An 18,479-nucleotide genomic window follows, 5' to 3' on the forward strand; every position below is an offset into this window, starting at 1 on the left:
GAGGGACGGGCCAATAGGGGAGAACGACCATGAAACGCTTGCTGAGCACACTGCTGATCCTCGCCACCTTGCAAGGCTGCGGCCTGCGCGAGCCGATGCCCGCCGAACAGGATACGGAGACCCCGACCCTGACCCCGCGCGCCTCGACCTACTACGACTTGATCAACATGCCACGGCCCAAGGGCAGGCTGATGGCAGTGGTGTACGGCTTCCGTGACCAGACCGGGCAGTACAAGCCGACCCCGGCAAGCTCCTTCTCCACCAGCGTCACCCAAGGCGCGGCGAGCATGTTGATGGACGCCTTGAGCGCCAGCGGCTGGTTCGTGGTCCTGGAGCGCGAGGGCCTGCAGAACCTGTTGACCGAGCGCAAGATCATCCGCGCTTCGCAAAAGAAACCCGACGCGCCCTTGAACATCCAGGGCGAGTTGCCGCCACTGCAGGCGGCCAACCTGATGCTCGAAGGCGGCATCATCGCCTACGACACCAACGTGCGCAGTGGCGGGGAGGGTGCTCGGTATCTGGGCATCGACCTATCCCGTGAGTACCGCGTCGATCAGGTGACCGTGAACCTGCGGGCGGTGGATGTGCGCAGTGGCCAGGTGCTGGCCAATGTGATGACCAGCAAGACCATCTATTCGGTCGGTCGCAGCGCCGGGGTGTTCAAGTTCATCGAGTTCAAGAAACTGCTCGAAGCCGAGGTGGGCTATACCACCAACGAACCGGCCCAGCTGTGCGTGCTGTCGGCGATCGAGGCGGCTGTGGGACACCTGCTGGCCCAGGGCATCGAGCGCCGGTTGTGGCAGGTGGCGGATGCAGGGGAGGGCAACGGGCAGGTGGACAAATTCCTGAGCCAGAACCAGCAGCAGTGATTGGCTTAACTGCCACTTCGCGGGAGAACCCGCTCCCACAGGTACAGCGTCGCCTCCCGATGCGGTGCGATCCTGGTGGGCGCGGGTTCATCCGCGAACAGGTCAGAGCGCTTTCTATCGTCAACGCGCCTTGCGCAGTGTCAGGTTGATCCGCCGCTCACCCATTCTCGGGTGCACGCCAGGCTTGATCGGCATCACCCCGTGATAGCGCAGTCGATCCTCGCCTCCCCATACCAGCACATCGCCGTGGCTCAAGGGTATCCGTTGAGTCCGGTCCGAGCGCTGCAGTCCACCGAAGAGAAACACCGCTGGTAATCCCAAGGACAGCGACACGATCGGCTGGCCGAAATCGCGCTCGTCACGGTCCTGGTGCAAGGTCAAGCGAGTGCCGGGGACGTAGTGGTTGATCAGGCAGGCGTCCGGGACGAAGCCATCGAAACCGGCAGCGCAGGCGGCGCGATCGGCAAGATCGAGCAGAACCTGGGGCATGGCCGGCCAGGGCAGGCCGGTCTTGGGGTCGGTGGGGCTGTAGCGGTAGCCTTGCTCGTCGCTGACCCAACCCTGGGCGCCGCAGTTGGTCAGTGCCACGGCCATGTGCAGGCCGCCCGGGGTGCGCATATGGCGAAAGGGCGCGGCGCGCAATACCGGGCGCAGGGCATCGAGTACAGCCTCGATTTCGGCCAGGGCGAAGCCTGGCAGCAGCACCGTGTGGCTGGCCAGGCGTTGCGGCTGCGGGCCGAACAGGTCGAGGTCGGATTGGATCATGGGGTTGGCGTCGGTTGAGTCTGCACGCATTGTAATGCCGGCGGCCTGTCCGTGGGCCAGTCGAAGCGACGAACCGCTCAGCCTGCGCGGTGTGAGCGCTGCCCCCTTTGCGGGTGTATCCGGGAAGGAGCAGCGACGACTTCAAGCCAAGCGCTGTGACAGGGGAGAGGGTTTACCGCCAAGGAAGGGGGAGTAAAAAGGAACCGCGGCGCCAGGGAGAGGGAACACCGCGGTCCAAGGGGGGACCCGCTACTGCTGGGTGACGATGGCAGTGTTGGTGCTGCCGTATTGGGTAATGGCGGCGTTCTGATTCATGTTGCTCTGGGTGACGGTCGCCAGGTTGCCGGTGCCGCCCTGGGTGACATAGGCGACGTTGGCGACGTCGGTCTGGGTGATGTTGGCGGTGTTGCCACTGCCATACAGTTGGTAGGTGTAGCTTTGGTTGCCCTGGCCGGACTGGTCGAGGTTGATGACGTTGCCGTTACCGGCGCTCAAGCCCTCGGCGTAGTTGCCGCCGTCGCGTTGCGCGGCGATGAGCAGGTTGTCGCTGCCATTTTGCTCGAAGTACAGCTCGTTGTTGCCATCGACCTGGTTGGTCTCCATGGTGTTGCGGTTGCCGTTCTGCTCGAGCTTGGCCACCTGGTTCATGCCTTCCTGGTTGAAGTTGACGCTGTTGCCGTTGCCGTTCTGCTTGACCTGGGCTGTCTGGCTGCTGCCGAACTGGCCGCCGAACTTCTCGCCCTTCCAGTTGCTGGCCAGGACCTTGTTACCGTTGCCGGTGGTGTCGATGGTCAGGCTGTGGTTGTCGCCGGTCTGGTAGGTGAAGTGCAGGTTGTCTTTGCCGTTCTGGGTGATGTCGACCACCGAGTGGGTGGACTCGAACTGGTCCGACCAACTGGCGTTACGCTGGCCGCTCTGGGACAGATGGGCGGAGTTGGCCTCGCCGAAGCTCTGGTCGATGTAGCCCTCGTTGAGCTGGCCTTGCTGATAGACACTGGCCTGGCTGGCGACCTGGGTGTCCTGCCATACCTCTACAGAGTGGCCGCTACCGACCTGCTGGATGTCGATGGTGCCGCCCAGGCCGTTGCGCTGGTCGCCATAGGCCCAGCTGGCCTGGCCCTTTTGCCCGATGCGGATGTCGCCGTTGTCATGGAGGATGTGCTCGGCGGCGGCGGTGTTGCCGGTGCCTTCCTGCATGATCTGGGCGCGGTTGTTGGTGCCGCCGATCAATTGTTCGACCACGGCATCGTTGGCACTGCCTTGCTGCAGCGTGGTGGCCTGGGCTCCAGTCTGGAACTCCTGGAACACCCTGGACATGTTGCCGGTGCCCTGCTGGACCTGCAGCACCTGGTTGTCCTGGCCCAGCGACTGGCTGGAGAAGTTGTCGTTCAGGCTGCCGCCGGAGCGCTGGAGGGTCTTGCTGCCGTTCTCCAGGATCTGGTCGGCGTAGCCGGCGTTGAAGGAGCCGGTAGCGCTCTGGCTGATATCACTGGTGCTGGTGTCCTGCACGGCCAGGTGGTTGTGGCCCTGGCCGTTCTGGTCCTGGGTGGCCGAGGCGTAGGGGGCGACGGTCTGCTGGACTTCGGCGATGTTCGCCTTGCCCTGCTGGCTCTGGGTCGAAAGGCTGTCATCGGCCATGACCTGGCCGGCGATCGCCAGGACAACGGTGGCGCTTAAGGGAGCGAGCTTGAACATGGTGGTGCCTCCAGGTCTAACGGTATTGAGTGATCTGAACATGTTGGCCATTGCCAGCCTGGGTCACGGCGCTGGTGAGCCCCGTGCCGCTTTGCTGGATGCTGGCGGTGTTGTAGTTGCCGAACTGCTCGATCGAGGCGCTGTTGTTGCTACCGCTCTGGCGGATGGCAGCGTTGTTGCCCTGGCCCTGTTGCACGATCGAGGCCATCAGGTCGCTGCCTTCCTGCAGGATGTACGCCTCCTGCGCCCCCCCGGCCTGGACGATCCGGCCCAGCAGGGCCTGACCGTTCTGATCGAGGGCGGCGCGGTTGCCCGAACCTTGCTGCTCGATGACCGCCATCTGGCCGGCACCTGCGGGGATCAGGCGCACGATCACCGGTTCTCCCAGGTCGTTGCCCAGCGCAAGGTCGGCATTGTCCATCAGGTCGTCGGCCCAGCCGCTCTGGAGGGCCTGGCCCGCCAGGGCCAGGCAGAGCAGCAGGGGATTCAGGCGTTTCATGGCAGCCTCCCGGGCTTACTGCAGCCTGACCGGCACGGTGCGAACAGTGCCTTGGCTGGTACGGATGGTCGCTGACGGCGTGGCGGTCGGTACCAGGGTGGTGCTGTTGCTCACGATCACCCGCCAGCGTCCGGTCAGTGGTACTGCAGTGCTGCCCAGGGTCACCAGACCGTTACGGGTGGTCACCTGCACCGTGACGGTGTTGCCGGTGGTCACCGAGGACGTACCGCTGATGTCCCAGTTGTAACGGTTGTTGGAGCGTGCGGTGACCGTCGCCGCGGTGACCGTGAGGGTCTCGGTCGGCGGCTTGGGCGAGACCTGCACGGTGACGGTGCCATTGCCGGACAGCGCGCCGATCGAGTCCCGTACCACATAGGTGAACGTGGTGGTGAAAGGCGCGGTGACGGTGGCCGGTGGCGTGTAGGTGACCGTGGTGCCGTTGTGGCTGACCGTGCCGCGACCGACGGGTGGCTGAGTGACACTGGCCACGGCCAGCGGCAGGTTGCCTTCAGGGTCGGTGTCGTTGGCCAGCACGTTGATGGTCAGCGGTACACCCAGGGTCGCGACACTGTCGGCGACAGCGGTCGGTGCGCGGTTGGGCACGACGTTGACGGTCACCGTGGCAGGCTCGGACTTCAGCCCTTTGGCGTCCTGGGCGCGGTAGCTGAAGATCGCCGGGAAGGCCGTGGTGGCACCGACAGGCGGGGTATAGGTCACCGACGTGGTGCCGTTGAGGACCACCGAGCCCAGGCCGGTACCCGGTTGGGTGAGATCGGTGATGGTCAACGGCATGTCGCCGTCGGGGTCCGTGTCGTTGGTCAGCAAGTTGAGGGTCAGCGGTACGCCGACACTGGTCCCACCGACATCGGCCTGAGCCAGCGGCGGCTGGTTCTCGGCGACGACCGGTGCGTTGCCCACCACCGTTACCGGTTCGACGTCACTGCCGCCGCGGGCGGACTTGACCGTGACGGTGGCAGGTGGCTGGGTCAGGTCGGTGACGGTCAAGGTCTGCAACGTGCCGGACTTGGACAGGCGACCATAGCCCTGGGCTACCAGGTCCGGTATCAGCACTTCGTCACTGGAGCTGGCCTCGATCACCAGGCGTTTGCTGGCCCAGTCGAAATGCGCGGTGCGAATCTTCACCACGTCGCTGAGCTTGCTGGACAACGCTGTTGGCCGAGTGCCACCTGTGGTGCTGCTGGCGGTGACCACCAACACAGGTGGCGGTGCGGCTTGGTTCAACTGCTGGCTGAAGAACAGCCCGTTGTTGTCGGACAACAAGGTGAACTCGCAGGGCGAGCCCGGGGTGCCGACCAGGGCCAGGCCATAGCGCATGCACAGGCTGGCATCGCTCGGTGCCTTGGCGAACACCTCGACGCGGGTGCCGTTGCCGTTACGTTGATAGGTGGCACGCTCCAGGTTCACGGGTGTCTGCGCGCGCGGGTCGAGGACCTTGCCCGAGAGCGTGAACACGTCGGTCTGGATGTGTCCGGCCGGGCCGTCGATGGCCACGAAGTTGGTATTGAACGGGCTGCCGGTCACTGCCTCGGTGATATTGGGGTCGCCGATGAAGGTATCGGTGGCGCCGGTGTCCGGGTTGAGCTCGGTATAGAAGCCCGTGGCGCTGCGCAGGAACGGCCCGATGTCGCCTTTGAGTGCACCGCTGAAGTCACCTGGGGCGCCGATGCCGATGTCACGGGTGATGTTGATCGCGCGCCGGCCGGGGGTGTTGACCACCACGGTTTCGACGCCATAGGGGTGGGTGATGCGGTAGGTGCCAGGGGTCGGCACCGAGGCGCGGATACGAATGCGGGCGAAACTCTGCTGGTCGCCGTCCACCGGGTTCTCGGAGGCGAACGCCGCTTCGATGCCGGCGACGTACACCTCCAGTTCATAGCCGCTGTTGCCCACGGCAGGAATCGACGTTTCGGCCAGGAACCAGAACATCTCAGGCGGCCAGTTATCCGGGAATACCAGCGGCAGTGTGTCGTCATACACGCCCGGCTCTGGCAGCAAGGTGCACATGTACGCAGGTGCTCCGGGTGCGCCGGGTGCCCGTGAGCTGGTGGCGCGCGACTGGCACAGCTCCAGCGACAGTTCGCTGGCGTCCTTGTACCACATCGGATAACCGCCGGTGGCCAGGGTGTAGGGGCCTGGATCGACCTCGGTGAGCGCAGCCGATACCGCGCCGCTGAGAGAGAGGGAGAGCCCGGCGGCGTAAAGCGCCCGGCGCGGCCAAGTGTTCATGCTGCCTCCTTGAAGGCGAAGCCTTTGTCTGTTCATGGCACCAGCACCACGTCTTCGCTGTCGCTACCGCCGTTGTCGCTGGTGACGTGCACCTTCGCGGGCGGAATCGGCGAAAGCCCTGTGCTCAACGTCTTCACCGCACCGTCGCCGGAGAGGCTGCCGATCAGCGCGCCATTGCCGGTGCGCGCGACCATGGGCGGTGGGGAGGTCTCGTCGCTGCTGCTCGCGACCAGGGTCAGCTGACCGCTGGACAAGCTGTATTCGGCGCGGGTGATGGTCACCAGGTCGGTCAGCGGCAGATTGGCGGTGGTGGCGGTGCTGGTGGGAATGGCCAGGCTGTTGTCGGCGCTGAGGGTCAGGGTGGCCGGCAGCGTCGGGTCGAGCGTGGACTGGCCGTACCAGGTGCCGGTCTTGTTGGCTTCGGTCAGCGGCAGGTTGGGGGACTGGCTGGTCAGGCTGACCGTGGCCGGTGGCGGCGGCGCCAAGGCGAACACATCCTGCTGGGCGCGCAGGTCCCCATTTTCGGTGTGCCGTGAGTAGGTGCTGCGTTGAGGCAGCAACGGCGTCGGCAGGTTGACCGTGGACAGTTTGCCGGACACGGCGAACAGCTCGGTACGCAGGTCGATGCCGTTAGGGCCCTCGATGCGTACGAAGTTGGTATTGAACGGGCTGCCGGTCACGGCTTCGTTCAGGTTGGGGTCGCCGATGAACTGCTCGCTGGCCCCGGTGCTGGGATTGGTTTCGGTGTACGGGCCGTTGACACTGCGCAGGAACGGGCCGATGTCACCTTTGAGCGCACCGGTGAAGTTGCCTGGCGAGCCGATGCCGATGTCGCGGGTCATGTTGATGGCCCGACGGCCCGGGGTGGCCACGTCGAACACCTCGACGCCGTAGGGGTGGGTGATGATGTAGGTCCCCGCAGTGGGGACATCGACGCGGATGCGCACCCGGGCGAAGCTGACTTGGTCGCCTTCGAGAGGGTCGCCACCGCCGAACGCGGCCTCGATCGCCGAAACATAGCCCAGGTTGACTCCGCGGGCGGCATCATTGATGGCCGCGTCGGCGGTGAACCAGAACGCCTCGTCAGGGAAGTTGCTGGGGAAGACGATCGGCTGGGTATCGTCGAACACGCCCGGGGTCGGCAGCAACGTGCACATGTACGACGGCGCGCCTGGAGCACCTGGCACCCGTGAGCTGACCGCTTTGGTCAGGCACAGGTCCAATACCCGGCCATGGGTGTCCTGATACCACGCGGCGAAGCCGCCGTTCTCCGGTGTGTAGGTGCCCTGGTCGACTGCATTGAGCGCAGCCTGGGCCGGAAGCTGGAGCATGCTGGCGAAGATCGCCACTGCCAGCGGGTGGGGTGTCGGTCGGTGCATGAGTCAAACCCTCCTGCAAACGGGCCCATGGGTTGGGGCGTCTGCACAGGGATCGGCAACAGCCGTGCCAGTTTTTTGATATTGCGCTGCAGGCCTTGCAGGACTTGGCGTCTGGCACACTGCAGGTTGCTTTTTCGCCAGACGGTGGTGGGCTGAGTCCCCCAGCATTGGGGAATTGGGGCGCGACTTGTGGGGCGTCGTCTTGGCGGTCAGGCCCGCTCCCTCAGGGGGCACGCCGACCGGTAGCGCGGATACACCTGCGAAAGGTCGCGCACCGGCAGTCAGTGCCTTTACGTAAACGTAAGCTTTATGCCAACCTCCACCTCAACCGGATGACGGCCCGGGGATTCTGACGCACACTGCAACAAGTCCCGGAGCCCTTCCCCTGTGGGGGCACAGCTGGAGTAAACGATGGCGCGACAATACCCAATAACAAACGCCTCTGACCCTTTGCAGGAATCCCGCCAGGCCCGGCTCAAGCTGGCCAACGAAGGCGAACTGCCCTCCGGGATGCTGCGCGAGGAGATCGATGCTTCCTGGCGCCGCAGCCTCGGCCATGGCCTGGACTGCCTGCAGGACGAACAGGTGGGCCTGGGCACCCAGCAGGGGCTCGACCTGCGCTCGCTGCTCGAACACAACCGGCTGCTGATCGACGCGGTCGCCCCGGAACTCGATTACTTGGTCAAGCGCCAGGGCAAAAGTGGCATCGTCATCCTCGGTGACGCCCAGGCCAACGTCCTGGCCATCGAGGGGCAGACCCACGTGCTCGGCCGTGAGGGCCTGCGTGATCTGCACCCGGGCAGTTGCTGGAGCGAGGCGCTGCGCGGCACCAATGCCATCGGCACGGCGGTGGTCGAAGGCCGACCGACCCTGATCAACTGCGGCGAACATTATCTGGACCGCCTGAGCCCGTTCTCGTGCACCTCGGTCCCCCTGCGTGACCCGCATGGCGAGGTGATCGGCGTGCTGGACATCACCCGCGAAGGGGTGATGACGCAACCCCAGGACAACCTCTCCACGCTAATGCTCGCCGCCGGCAACATCGAAAGCCGGCTGTTCGGCCTGTGCCACCGCGAGCATCTGGTGCTGGCATTGCACAGCCGTCCGCAATACCTCACCAGCGCCTGGCAGGGGCTGTTGGCCCTGAGCCTGGACGGCGAAGTGCTGGCGGCCAACGACAACGCCTGCCAACTGTTGCAGGTCTCACGTCAGGCGCTGATCGGTCGGCGCAGCAGCGACCTGCTCGGCGAGCGCTCACCGGCGTTCATCGCCCGCTTGTGGCAGGGCGGTGTGAGCAGTGTGCAGACCGCCAAGGGCGAGTTCTTCTTCCGCGCCTTGCAACTGCCGCGTCACGGCAACCTCAGCGTCAACGTAGCGCCTGGCAGGGCGTCTGCCTCGAACCAATCCCCAGCCCTGCAAGCCCTGGCCGGTGGCGATGCGCGTTTGTCCCGAGGCCTGCGCATGGCGCGGCAGGGCCTGGTCAATGGCCTGCCCGTGCTGCTGCTGGGCGAGACAGGCACCGGCAAGGAAGTGGCCGCCCGTGCCTTGCACCAGGCCAGCCCGCGCGCGGACAAACCCTTCGTTGCCGTCAACTGCGCGGCGATTCCCGAAGGCCTGATCGAGTCCGAATTGTTCGGTTACCGGGAGGGCGCCTTCACCGGCTCGCGCCGCGGCGGCATGGTCGGACGCCTGATGCAGGCCCATGGCGGCACCTTGTTCCTCGACGAAATCGGCGACATGCCCCTGGCCTTGCAGGCCCGTCTGCTGCGTGTGTTGCAGGAACGCCGCGTGGCGCCCTTGGGGGCTGGCGAAGAGCAGGAGATCGACGTGGCATTGATTTGCGCCACCCACCGCGACCTCAAACGCCTGGTGGCCGAACAGCATTTTCGCGAGGACCTGTACTACCGGGTCAACGGCGTCTCCCTGCGCCTGCCGGCGCTGCGCGAGCGGGACGATCTGGCGAGCATCATCGAAGGCCTGCTGGACAAGTTCGGTGCCAAGGGCGTGACCCTCGACCCGCCCCTGGCCGAGCTGCTCGAGGGCTTCGACTGGCCGGGCAACATCCGCCAGCTGGAAATGGTGCTGCGCACCGCCCTGGCCATGCGCGAGGACGATGAGCAGGTGCTGAGCCTTGAGCACCTCACCGACTGCCTGCTGGACGAGCTGGCCAGCGGCGCGGCGCCCTCCGGCAGCCTGCGCGAAAACGAACTGGAACTGATCCGTGGGGCCTTGACCCGGCACCAAGGCAATGTCTCGGCCGCCGCCGAGGCCCTGGGCATCAGCCGCGCCACGCTGTACCGCAAGCTCAAGCAGCTGCGCAGCTGACATGGGCGGGCTGTTCGCACGGCTGGTGGAAACCAGTGACCCGCAACTGATGCGCCAGGCTCTGGCCTGGTTGTACAGCTTCGTGCGCCCGCACCGGCGGGCCATCGCCATGCTCCTGGGCTTGTCGCTATGCGCCTCGCTGTTGGCCCTGGCCCAGCCTTGGCTGGTCAAGACCCTGATCGACGAGGGCCTGTTGGCACGCGATTACACGACCCTCTGGCACATGGCTGCGGTGATGATCCTGGCCGGCGTGTTCGGCACGCTGCTGGCGGGCATCAACCGCTACCTGCACACGCGCTTGTCGGGGCGCATCCTGTTTGCCCTGCGCGATGACCTCTATCGGCATTTGCAGCAGCTCTCGCCGACGTTCTACGGGCGTCGACGTACCGGCGACATCCTCTCCCGGCTCGACGGCGATGTCGCCGAGATCCAGCGCTTTGCCGTGGACTCGCTGTTCTCGGCGGTGTCCAGCGTGATCGGCTTGCTCGGCGCGTTGGCACTGATGCTGATGCTCTCCTGGCAATTGTCGCTGTTGCTGGCGCTGTTGATTCCCATCGAAGTGCTGTGGCTGCGCTGGATGCGGCGCAAGGTCGAGCGCGAGGTGCGCAGCCTGCGCGAGCGTTCGACGGATGTGTCGTCGTTTCTGGTCGAAACCTTGCCGGCCATGAAGTTCATCCAGGCGGCGGGGCAGCAGGCCCGCGAGGCCAGGCGCCTGGAGCAGCTCGGTCAGGGCTACATGGGCCAGTTGCTCAAAGTCCAGGTCACCGAGTTCTTCACCCAGGCGGTGCCCGGGACGCTGACCTCCCTGTGCCGCGCCTGTGCGTTTCTGGTCGGTGGTTGGTGGGTGATCCAGGGCACCTGGCAGTTGGGTGCCCTGATCGCCTTTTCCACCTACCTGGGGATGGCAGTAGGGCCGGTACAGAGCCTGCTGGGCCTTTATGTGGCGGTGCAGCGTATGGCGGTGAGCCTGGGCAGGGTGATGGAGCTCAAGCAGGAACCGCTGGCGGTGCATGAGGCCCAGACGCCCAGGCCCATGCCCGATGGTCCGGGCGAGCTGCGTCTGGAGCAGGTGGCTTTCGCCCACGAAGGACGCCAGGGCGCGGTGCTGCAGGACGTGAACCTGTGCATACCGGGCGGGCTGAAGGTTGCCATCAGCGGCGCCTCGGGCGTGGGCAAATCGACCCTGATCGACCTGCTGCAACGCTTTTACGACCCCGATGCCGGGCGCATCCTGCTGGACGGCACGGACCTGCGCGAGCTGGACCTGCAGGCGCTGCGCCGACGTATCGCCGTGGTCAGCCAGGACATCGTGCTGTTTCGTGGCACCTTGGCGCAGAACCTGGCCTACAGCACGCCCGAGGCCAGCCTGGCCGATCTTGAGCGCGTGGTGCGTCTGACCCAGCTCCAGAGCCTGGTGCAAAGCTTGCCGCTGGGCCTGGATGGCCTGCTCGGCGAGCGTGGCCAACAGTTGTCCGGCGGGCAGAAGCAACGCATCGCCATTGCCCGCGCGCTGCTACAGGACCCTGCGATCCTGGTGCTCGACGAGGCCACCTCGGCGGTGGACGAAGCCACCGAACGTGAAGTCATCGCGGCCATCGACCAGCTGTTCGCCGGCCGCACTCGCATCCTCATCAGCCACCGTGCCTCGACCCTTGCCGATGCCGACCTGCACCTGCAGGTGCAGGATGGCCAACTCAAGGTCAGGCCCCGGGAGGTTGCCGGCCATGGCCACTGAACTGCGCATCGGCGTGATCGACAGCGGCTGCTCGCCTGAGCAGGCCGCGACGTTGGTGGCGGCTCGGCGCTTTCGGCTCGAAGAAGGTGTGCTGTGCGAAGGGGAGCCGGTGCCCGACCACCTGGGACATGGCAGTGCGGTGTTGGCCCGCCTGCAATCGGAGGCCGGCCAGTTGCCGGCGCTGATGGCCCAGGTCTTCGATCGACAGTGGAGCACCAGCGCCCTGCAGGTCGCCGGGGCATTGCTCTGGCTGGTGGAAGAGGGCGCGACCCTGGTCAACCTGAGCCTCGGCCTGCATCAGGACCGACCTGTGCTGCGCCAGGCCTGCGCAGAGGCACAGGCCGCTGGCGTGCTGCTGTGCGCCTCAAGCCCCGCACGGGGTGGGCCGGTGTATCCGGCCAGCTATCCTGGCGTGCTGCGTATCACCGGCGATGCCCGTTGTGCGCCAGGGCAGTGGTCCTGGCTGGGCAGCGGCCAGGCCGACCTCGGCGGGTATGTCGGCGGGCAGGGCATGGCCGGTGCGAGCCTGGCCTGCGCGGCCTTGAGCGGGCAGATAGCGCGTCTGCTGGCGCAACACCCGGACATGGATCATCCGCAGTTGCTGGCGCACCTGCGCGACGCGGCCGCCTTCACCGGCCCTGAGCGCAGAGGTGCCTACAATGGCTGACCCGCGCATCCTGGTATTGGGCGCAGGCCCTGCGGGCGCGGCTACGGCCCTGGGCCTGCGGCGCCTCGGCTACGCCGTCACGGTCGTCTCGGACTGGCGCCGTTTCGCCGCGGTCGAGGGGATCTCCGAGCGGGTGCTGGAGGGGCTGCGCCATGCCGGTCTGGGCAGGGCGCTGGGCGAGGCGGTGAGCCTGGCGAAGCGCCAAGTGCTCTGGAATGGCGAGCATCTGCGACTGAATCAGGAATACTTGCTCGACCGCCCAGCGTTCGACCGTGCCTTGCGTGGCGATCTGCTGCGGGCAGGCGTGACCGTGATCGAAGGCCGGGTGCGCGAGCTCCTGCACGAGGACGGGCACCAGGTACGGCTGGAAGATGGCCAGGTTTTGCGGGCCGATTTTCTGGTGGAAGCCCGTGGCCGCCAGGCACCGCTGGCGGCTGACCGATCACGCGGTCCGGAAACCGTCAGCCTGCTCAACCGCTGGCAGGGTGCGCCCAGGGAACCGGCATCGGCGGTGCAGAGCCTGGACGACGGCTGGGCCTGGATGGCACGCCTGGCTGATGGGCAGTGCTACTGGCAGATCACGCTCGATGCCGGTGCGGCAAGCCTGCCGGGCAAGGCCGCGCTGCCGGCGTACTGTGCCGCGCGGCGTCGGCAGTCGACGCTGGTGGCACAGCTATTCGACGAGCAGGCGTTGCTGCCTTGCCAGGTGCATGCCCGTAGCAGCACAGCGATCCTGGCAGGCGAGTGTGTGGGCAATGATTGGATCCGGGTGGGCGATGCGGCCATGGCCGTGGACCCGCTGTCGGGCAATGGCATCTTCCAGTCGCTATCGTCAGCGCTGCAGGCACCGGTGGTGATCAATACCTTGTTGCGCCGGCCCGAGCGCGCGGTCTTGGCGCGGCAGTTCCACCAAGCGCGGGTCGAGCAACTGTTCCTGCGCTTTGCCCGCATCGGCCGGGACTTCTACGCCCAGGAGCAGGGCCGTGCCGAGCACACGTTCTGGGCCCGGCGCCGCGCGTGGCCAGACGCTCAGCCGATGCACGCCGAGGCGCACTGGCAGGCTGTGCAGGTGGCGCGTCGACCGGTGCTGCGCGACGGCCTGGTGGAGGAGGCCGAGGTGGTCGTGACCCGGGACCAGCCATTGGGAATCTGGCATCTGCATGGGGTCGAACTGGCACCGGTGGTGCGAGCCGTGCAGGTGGGCGAGGCGTTGCAGTCGGTACTGGCCGGGATGGCTGTGGAGCAGCAGGGGATGGTGCGCCGGTGGTTAGCCGAGCAGGGGTATCGGTGAGAGCGTTGAGGCCCATCGCAGGCGAAGCTGCGAAGGGCCGTTCAGCAGCTGCGCGTTGCTAGAAGAAGGTCCCGACCAGCAGTTGCAGGTAGGTTCCGGTATCCCGCCCACCCAACTGAACGCCGCCGTCACTGGCGCTGCGCTCAGGTTTGTAGAACCCCACCAGAGGGCTGATCAAGACGTGGTCATTGACCATCCATTCCACGTACAGGTCCAGTTCACGCCCGCCCAGATTGCCTTGGTCGGTTTCGAGGGTATCGAAGTCGAAATACAGTGCGCCCAGGGTCAGGTTGTCCCTTGGCTTTGCCTTGAGCCCCACGTGATGCACCTGGGTGTTGCTGTTGAATGGCCCGGCATAGTTGGCCGCTACCTCGCCCTGGAACCAGGTGCCATAGCCACGGCTGGCGCCATAGAACAGCGGGTCGAAGTCTTCGGAGAAGCGGCTGTAGCGGTAGGTGGCCGTCGGCGACCAGGGCACGTCGGAGAAGGTCCAGTTACCTTCCAGGTACCAGGCGTCCTCGCGCCCGCCGGTACGGTCCTGGGTGACGTATTCCGCTGCCAGTTCCAGGTCTTTCACTCCTAGGCTGCCGCGCCCGCGCAGGCTGTAGGTATCCATACCGTCGCGGTGCTCCAGGCCCATGATCTGGGCATAGCGCCGGTCGACGTCCAGCCCTCGGATCCAGCTCACGCCAAGGGTACCTGCGTCGGCGACATGCTCCAGATTGGTCACGGCCAGGGAGGTGTCCGCCTGGTAGTGGTTGTCGGATTTGAGCCACATCAGATCGCCTCGCCAGCCCTGGCTGCCACCCAGGCGCAGCACGGCGGTACGGTCGAAGGCCTTGCGTGCGGCCAGGTAATACGCGCCACCTCGGTCGAAGTTGGCGCCCAGATCGACGTTGCCGAGATTGACCGGGTCGCCCTGGATCAGGAAACCATCGCCCAACGTCACCACCTGGCGTCCGCCGGAAACATCGATGCCATCTTCGCCCAATGCCGGGAACAGGGTACCCGAGCGCCAGCCCAGGTAAGCGTCCTCGACGGCGGTGCGGCGCTCATCGCCCAAGGACAATCCGGCAGCATCGCCATCGCCCCAGGTCGCGGAACTGAGCAGGCTGAAGGCGCCATACAGCGTGCCGGTGCCGGCCAGCGCCTGGCTACCGCTAAGCCCATACTTGACGTAGCCCTCGCGCCAGTCACTGCTGCCCGGTCGGCGGTTGCCGGCCAGGTTGAAGCTCTCGTCACTGTGGAACGCGCCGAACAGGGCCTCGAGCTCAGCGTTCAGGACGGTGCCCTCCTGGTTGTAGAGTTCGTGGGCCTGGGTCAGAGGGGCGGCGGCCAGCAGGGCCAACGTGCAGGCGAGTGTGTGCCTCATGGTGTGCTCCATGTTTGTTTTTGTTGTGTGTGTTGCCTGCTCCGGCCTGTTCGCGGGGGGTCACACAAACCCCGTGGGAGCGGGTCTACCCGCGAACAGACCGCAACGGCGTGCGCGTCAGAGCTTGATCAGCACCGACTTGAGCTCGGTGTAGTGCTCGATGGCATTGGCCCCCATCTCGCGACCGACCCCAGAGAGCTTGTAGCCGCCGAAGGGCAGGGATGGGTCCAGAGCGCTGTGGCAGTTGACCCACACCGAGCCGGACTTGATACGCGGAATCATCCGGTGCACCGCGCCCAGGTCGTTGGACCAGATGCTCGCGCCCAGCCCGTAGGGGTTGTCGTTGGCCAAGCGCACCACTTCGTCGATGTCGTCGAAGGGCATGGCCACCAGCACGGGCCCGAAGATCTCCTCCTGCACCAGGCGATGGCGTTGGTCGACATCGATGATCACCGTCGGCTTGACGAAGTAGCCTGGCCCGAAGCCCTCGCCGCCGCAGGCAATGGTGGCGCCCAGCTCACGGCCGAGCTCGATGTAGCCGGTAACCCGATCCTGTTGCTTGGCCGAAATCAGCGGGCCCATCTGCACCGACGGGTCCAGGCCATTGCCTAGCTTCATGCCATTGGCAATGCCGGCGATGTCGGCGACCACATTGTCGAAATGCTTGCGGTGCACATACAGACGCGAGCCGGCGCAGCACACCTGGCCCTGGTTGAAGAAGATCGCCGTGGCGGCGCCGGCGGCGGCCTCCTGCAGGTTGGCGTCGGGCATGACGATGGTCGGCGATTTGCCGCCCAGCTCCAGGGTGACCCGGGTCATGTTGTCCATGGCCGCCTTGCCGATCTGTTTGCCGACTTCGGTGGAGCCGGTAAAGGTCAGTTTGTCCACCCCAGGATGGCTGCTGAGGGCGGCGCCAGCGTTAAGGCCGGTGCCGGTGACCACGTTGAAGACCCCGGCCGGATAGCCGGCTTCATCCACCAGCTCGGCAAGCTTGAGCGCGGTCAGCGGGGTTTCGTCGGCGGGCTTGAGCACCAAGGTGCAACCGGTCGCCAAGGCCGGGCCGAGTTTCCAGCAGGCCAGCAGCAGCGGGAAGTTCCAGGCCACGATGGCGCCGACCACGCCCACCGCCTCGCGACGGATGAACCCATGGAACTGCTCGTTCGGCATCAAAGGCAGGGACGGCTCGACCGTGCTGCCTTCGATCTTGGTCGCCCAACCGGCCATGTAGCGCAGAAAATCGATGGCCAGCTGCACGTCCATCACCTGGGCCACGGCAGCGCTCTTGCCGTTGTTCAGGCACTCGAGCTCGGCCAGTACTTGGGCGTCGCGCTCCATCAAATCGGCCAGGCGCCACAGCAGGTTCTGCCGCTCCCGTGGGCGCAGGCGGCTCCAGGGCGAGTCGTCGAAAGCCTGGCGCGCGGCTTTGACTGCGCGGTCCACATCCTGCGGGTCGGCCGAGGGCACTTCCCCCAGTACCTCGCCAGTGGCCGGGTTGCGAAAACTCATGGTCCGTCCGCTGGCGGCGTCCTGCCAATCGGCGCCGATGCGCATTTTCAGCTTGCGCTCGAGAAACGCACGGGTGGCAGGGAGGAGGGGCAGTTCGCAATGCATGGTTCGGTGCCTCTTGTCATGGGAGTGTGGAGGCACCTGCGCAATGGCCGTGCCAAGGCCGGGCGGGTGCGGCAATGGCCTTGACCGACAAGGGTTTGGTGCTGGGTGGAGGTCGACTGCCAAGGGCTATGCTGTTGCACATTGAGACGGGATGAGACGGTGCTGAAACAGTGGGGCCGGGTCGGGTGCTTCGCGGGTTTGGCGCCGCGAAGCGCCCGATGCCGGAGCTGTGTCTCACACTGAAACAGTCTGTCGCGAAATGGGACGTTCCGGTTTGCCGGTGGCTAGATGAAATCCTCGGAGAAAAGCCCCCAATCTATTGAAAACAAAGGTTTTTGCGCAGGCTGGCACACTTTCTGTATCAGCCCTCGTCACATGCACCAGCGGTATCAGAGCGTGCGATAACGATAAGAACAACACCGTGGAGGTCTGACCTTGAAGACGACTCGACTCCGGCGGCATGCGGGCAAACTGGCGCTGGTCGCCGCCGCACTGCTGAGCACCCAGGCCATGGCGGCCGAGCAGGGCCTGAGCCTGTTGCAATCGAAGTGCATGGGGTGCCACATCCCCGAAGGTAACGACAGTTACAGCCGCATCAGTCACCAGCGCAAGACCCCCGAAGGCTGGCTGATGAGCATTGCGCGCATGCAGGTGATGCATGGGCTGCAGATCAGCGACGATGACCGTCGCACCCTGGTCAAGTACCTGGCGGACAAGCAAGGCCTGGCACCCAGCGAGACCGAAGGCGTGCGTTACGCCATGGAGCGCCGGCTCAATACCGTCGAGCATTTCGACGACCAGACCAGCCAGATGTGCGGCCGTTGCCACTCCGGTGCCCGCGTCGCCTTGCAGCGTCGCCCGGCCCAGGAATGGGAACACCTGGTCAACTTCCACCTCGGCCAGTGGCCGTCCCTCGAGTACCAGGCCCAGGCCCGCGACCGCGACTGGCTGGACATCGCGCTCAAGCAGATGGTCCCGGACCTGGCCAAGCGTTACCCACTCGACAACCCGGCCTGGACCCAATGGCTCAAGAACCGGCCCAAGGCCGATGCCTTGCCGGGCCAGTGGGCCTTCAGCGGGCACATGCTGGCCAAGGGCGATGTGCGCGGTGTGATGAGCGTGACTGCCGACAAGGACGACACCTTCAAGGTCGAGGTCAAGGGCACCTATGCCGACGGCACGCCGTTCAACGGCAGCGGCTCGGCGATTCTCTACAACGGCTACGAGTGGCGCGGCACTGTGAAGGTCGGCGACAGCAACTTGCGTCAGGTGTTCGCCGCACTCGATGGCGAGATGAAAGGCCGCATGTTCGAGGCCGAGCACGACGAGCGTGGCCTGGACTTCAGCGCGGTGAAGGAGGGCAAGGCACGCCTGCTGGCGGTGCAGCCGGCGTTCATCAAGGCGGGCAGCGAAAGCGAGATCACTCTGGTCGGCAGCGGCCTGTCCGGCAAGCCGGCATTGGGCGCCGGGGTCGAGGTGACCGAGGTGCTGGAGTCCACGCCGACGCAGGTGCGGGTCAAGGCACGCGCTGCGGCCGATGCCGCGCCGGGTCAGCGCGAGGTGGCCATTGGCGCGCTCAAGGGCGTGAATCTGGCGGTGTACGACAAGGTCGAGGAGGTCAAGGTGGTCCCGGCCTTCTCCATCGCCCGTATCGGTGAGAACGGCGGCTCCACGCCCAAGGTCCAGGGCCGCTTCGAGGCCGAAGCCTGGGGCAAGGACGCCAGTGGCCAGCCACTGCGTATCGGCTACCTGCCGGCCAAGTGGAAGGTCGAGCCGTACAACGAGCGCGCCGTGGAAGACGAGGACGTGAAGTTCGCAGGCCAGATGCAACCTGACGGCATCTTCATGCCGGCCGGTGCCGGCCCCAACCCCGAGCGCAAGATGATGACCAACAATGCCGGCAACCTGAAGGTCATCGCCGAACTCGAAGACGGCGGCCAGAAGGGCGAAGGCCACATGATCGTCACCGTGCAGCGCTGGAACAACCCACCCTTGCCATGACGGCCGGTTGTCGCGCGTGCCAT

General features: G+C 65.9%; 13 protein-coding genes. 6 read left to right on the plus strand and 7 right to left on the minus strand.

Features of this window, described 5'->3' with window-relative positions:
* Positions 1 to 29 precede the first annotated feature (29 nt).
* Positions 30 to 869, plus strand: coding sequence for a CsgG/HfaB family protein (locus J5X93_RS11860; RefSeq protein WP_043214446.1), 840 nt, complete (start codon positions 30 to 32; stop codon positions 867 to 869).
* Positions 870 to 989: 120 nt separating this feature from the next.
* Here J5X93_RS11860 and alkB read toward each other — a convergent pair whose 3' ends face one another.
* The 5 genes from alkB to J5X93_RS11885 form a co-directional block, all read right to left on the minus strand.
* Positions 990 to 1,634, minus strand: coding sequence for a DNA oxidative demethylase AlkB (alkB, locus tag J5X93_RS11865; protein WP_043214478.1), 645 nt, complete (start codon positions 1,632 to 1,634; stop codon positions 990 to 992).
* Between the two features lie 249 nt (positions 1,635 to 1,883).
* Positions 1,884 to 3,329, minus strand: coding sequence for a curlin (locus tag J5X93_RS11870; RefSeq protein WP_182940873.1), 1,446 nt, complete (start codon positions 3,327 to 3,329; stop codon positions 1,884 to 1,886).
* Positions 3,330 to 3,345: 16 nt separating this feature from the next.
* On the minus strand, positions 3,346 to 3,828 hold the full coding sequence (locus J5X93_RS11875; protein WP_070575871.1) for a curlin: 483 nt from the start codon (positions 3,826 to 3,828) through the stop codon (positions 3,346 to 3,348).
* Between the two features lie 15 nt (positions 3,829 to 3,843).
* The gene (locus J5X93_RS11880; protein ID WP_182940870.1) at positions 3,844 to 6,075 is read right to left on the minus strand and encodes an Ig-like domain-containing protein; all 2,232 of its coding nucleotides are present in this window, start codon (positions 6,073 to 6,075) and stop codon (positions 3,844 to 3,846) included.
* A gap of 32 nt (positions 6,076 to 6,107) precedes the next feature.
* Positions 6,108 to 7,454 (minus strand): hypothetical protein, encoded by a 1,347-nt coding sequence (locus J5X93_RS11885; RefSeq protein ID WP_102081714.1) that lies wholly within the window; start codon positions 7,452 to 7,454, stop codon positions 6,108 to 6,110.
* A 411-nt stretch (positions 7,455 to 7,865) separates the two neighbouring features.
* On the opposite strand from J5X93_RS11885, the gene J5X93_RS11890 reads away from it, so the two are divergent.
* Genes J5X93_RS11890 through qhpG form a run of 4 tightly spaced genes read left to right on the plus strand, consistent with a single transcriptional unit; the run spans position 7,866 to position 13,472 of the window.
* Positions 7,866 to 9,779 (plus strand): sigma-54-dependent Fis family transcriptional regulator, encoded by a 1,914-nt coding sequence (locus J5X93_RS11890; protein WP_102081713.1) that lies wholly within the window; start codon positions 7,866 to 7,868, stop codon positions 9,777 to 9,779.
* Position 9,780: 1 nt separating this feature from the next.
* The gene (locus J5X93_RS11895) at positions 9,781 to 11,514 is read left to right on the plus strand and encodes an ABC transporter ATP-binding protein (RefSeq protein WP_043214456.1); all 1,734 of its coding nucleotides are present in this window, start codon (positions 9,781 to 9,783) and stop codon (positions 11,512 to 11,514) included.
* Positions 11,504 to 12,181, plus strand: a complete 678-nt coding sequence (gene qhpE, locus J5X93_RS11900; protein ID WP_043214459.1) for a subtilisin-like serine protease QhpE — start codon at positions 11,504 to 11,506, stop codon at positions 12,179 to 12,181. The genes J5X93_RS11895 and qhpE overlap by 11 nt, the downstream gene beginning before the upstream one ends.
* Entirely contained in the window at positions 12,174 to 13,472 is a 1,299-nt protein-coding gene (gene qhpG / locus J5X93_RS11905) for a flavin-dependent monooxygenase QhpG (RefSeq protein ID WP_182940867.1), read from the plus strand. Before qhpE ends, qhpG begins: the two co-directional genes overlap by 8 nt.
* A gap of 58 nt (positions 13,473 to 13,530) precedes the next feature.
* Here qhpG and J5X93_RS11910 read toward each other — a convergent pair whose 3' ends face one another.
* Positions 13,531 to 14,844: an alginate export family protein gene (locus tag J5X93_RS11910; protein ID WP_043214463.1), complete on the minus strand. Its 1,314-nt coding sequence runs from the start codon at positions 14,842 to 14,844 to the stop codon at positions 13,531 to 13,533.
* Between the two features lie 117 nt (positions 14,845 to 14,961).
* On the minus strand, positions 14,962 to 16,455 hold the full coding sequence (locus tag J5X93_RS11915) for an aldehyde dehydrogenase family protein (RefSeq protein ID WP_102081709.1): 1,494 nt from the start codon (positions 16,453 to 16,455) through the stop codon (positions 14,962 to 14,964).
* A 435-nt stretch (positions 16,456 to 16,890) separates the two neighbouring features.
* Between J5X93_RS11915 and peaA the strand changes: the two genes are divergently transcribed.
* Positions 16,891 to 18,456, plus strand: a complete 1,566-nt coding sequence (gene peaA, locus J5X93_RS11920) for a quinohemoprotein amine dehydrogenase subunit alpha (RefSeq protein WP_182940863.1) — start codon at positions 16,891 to 16,893, stop codon at positions 18,454 to 18,456.
* The last annotated feature ends 23 nt before the right edge of the window (positions 18,457 to 18,479 follow it).

The organism is Pseudomonas sp. BYT-1, assembly GCF_023611805.1.
Lineage (GTDB): Bacteria > Pseudomonadota > Gammaproteobacteria > Pseudomonadales > Pseudomonadaceae > Aquipseudomonas > Aquipseudomonas guariconensis.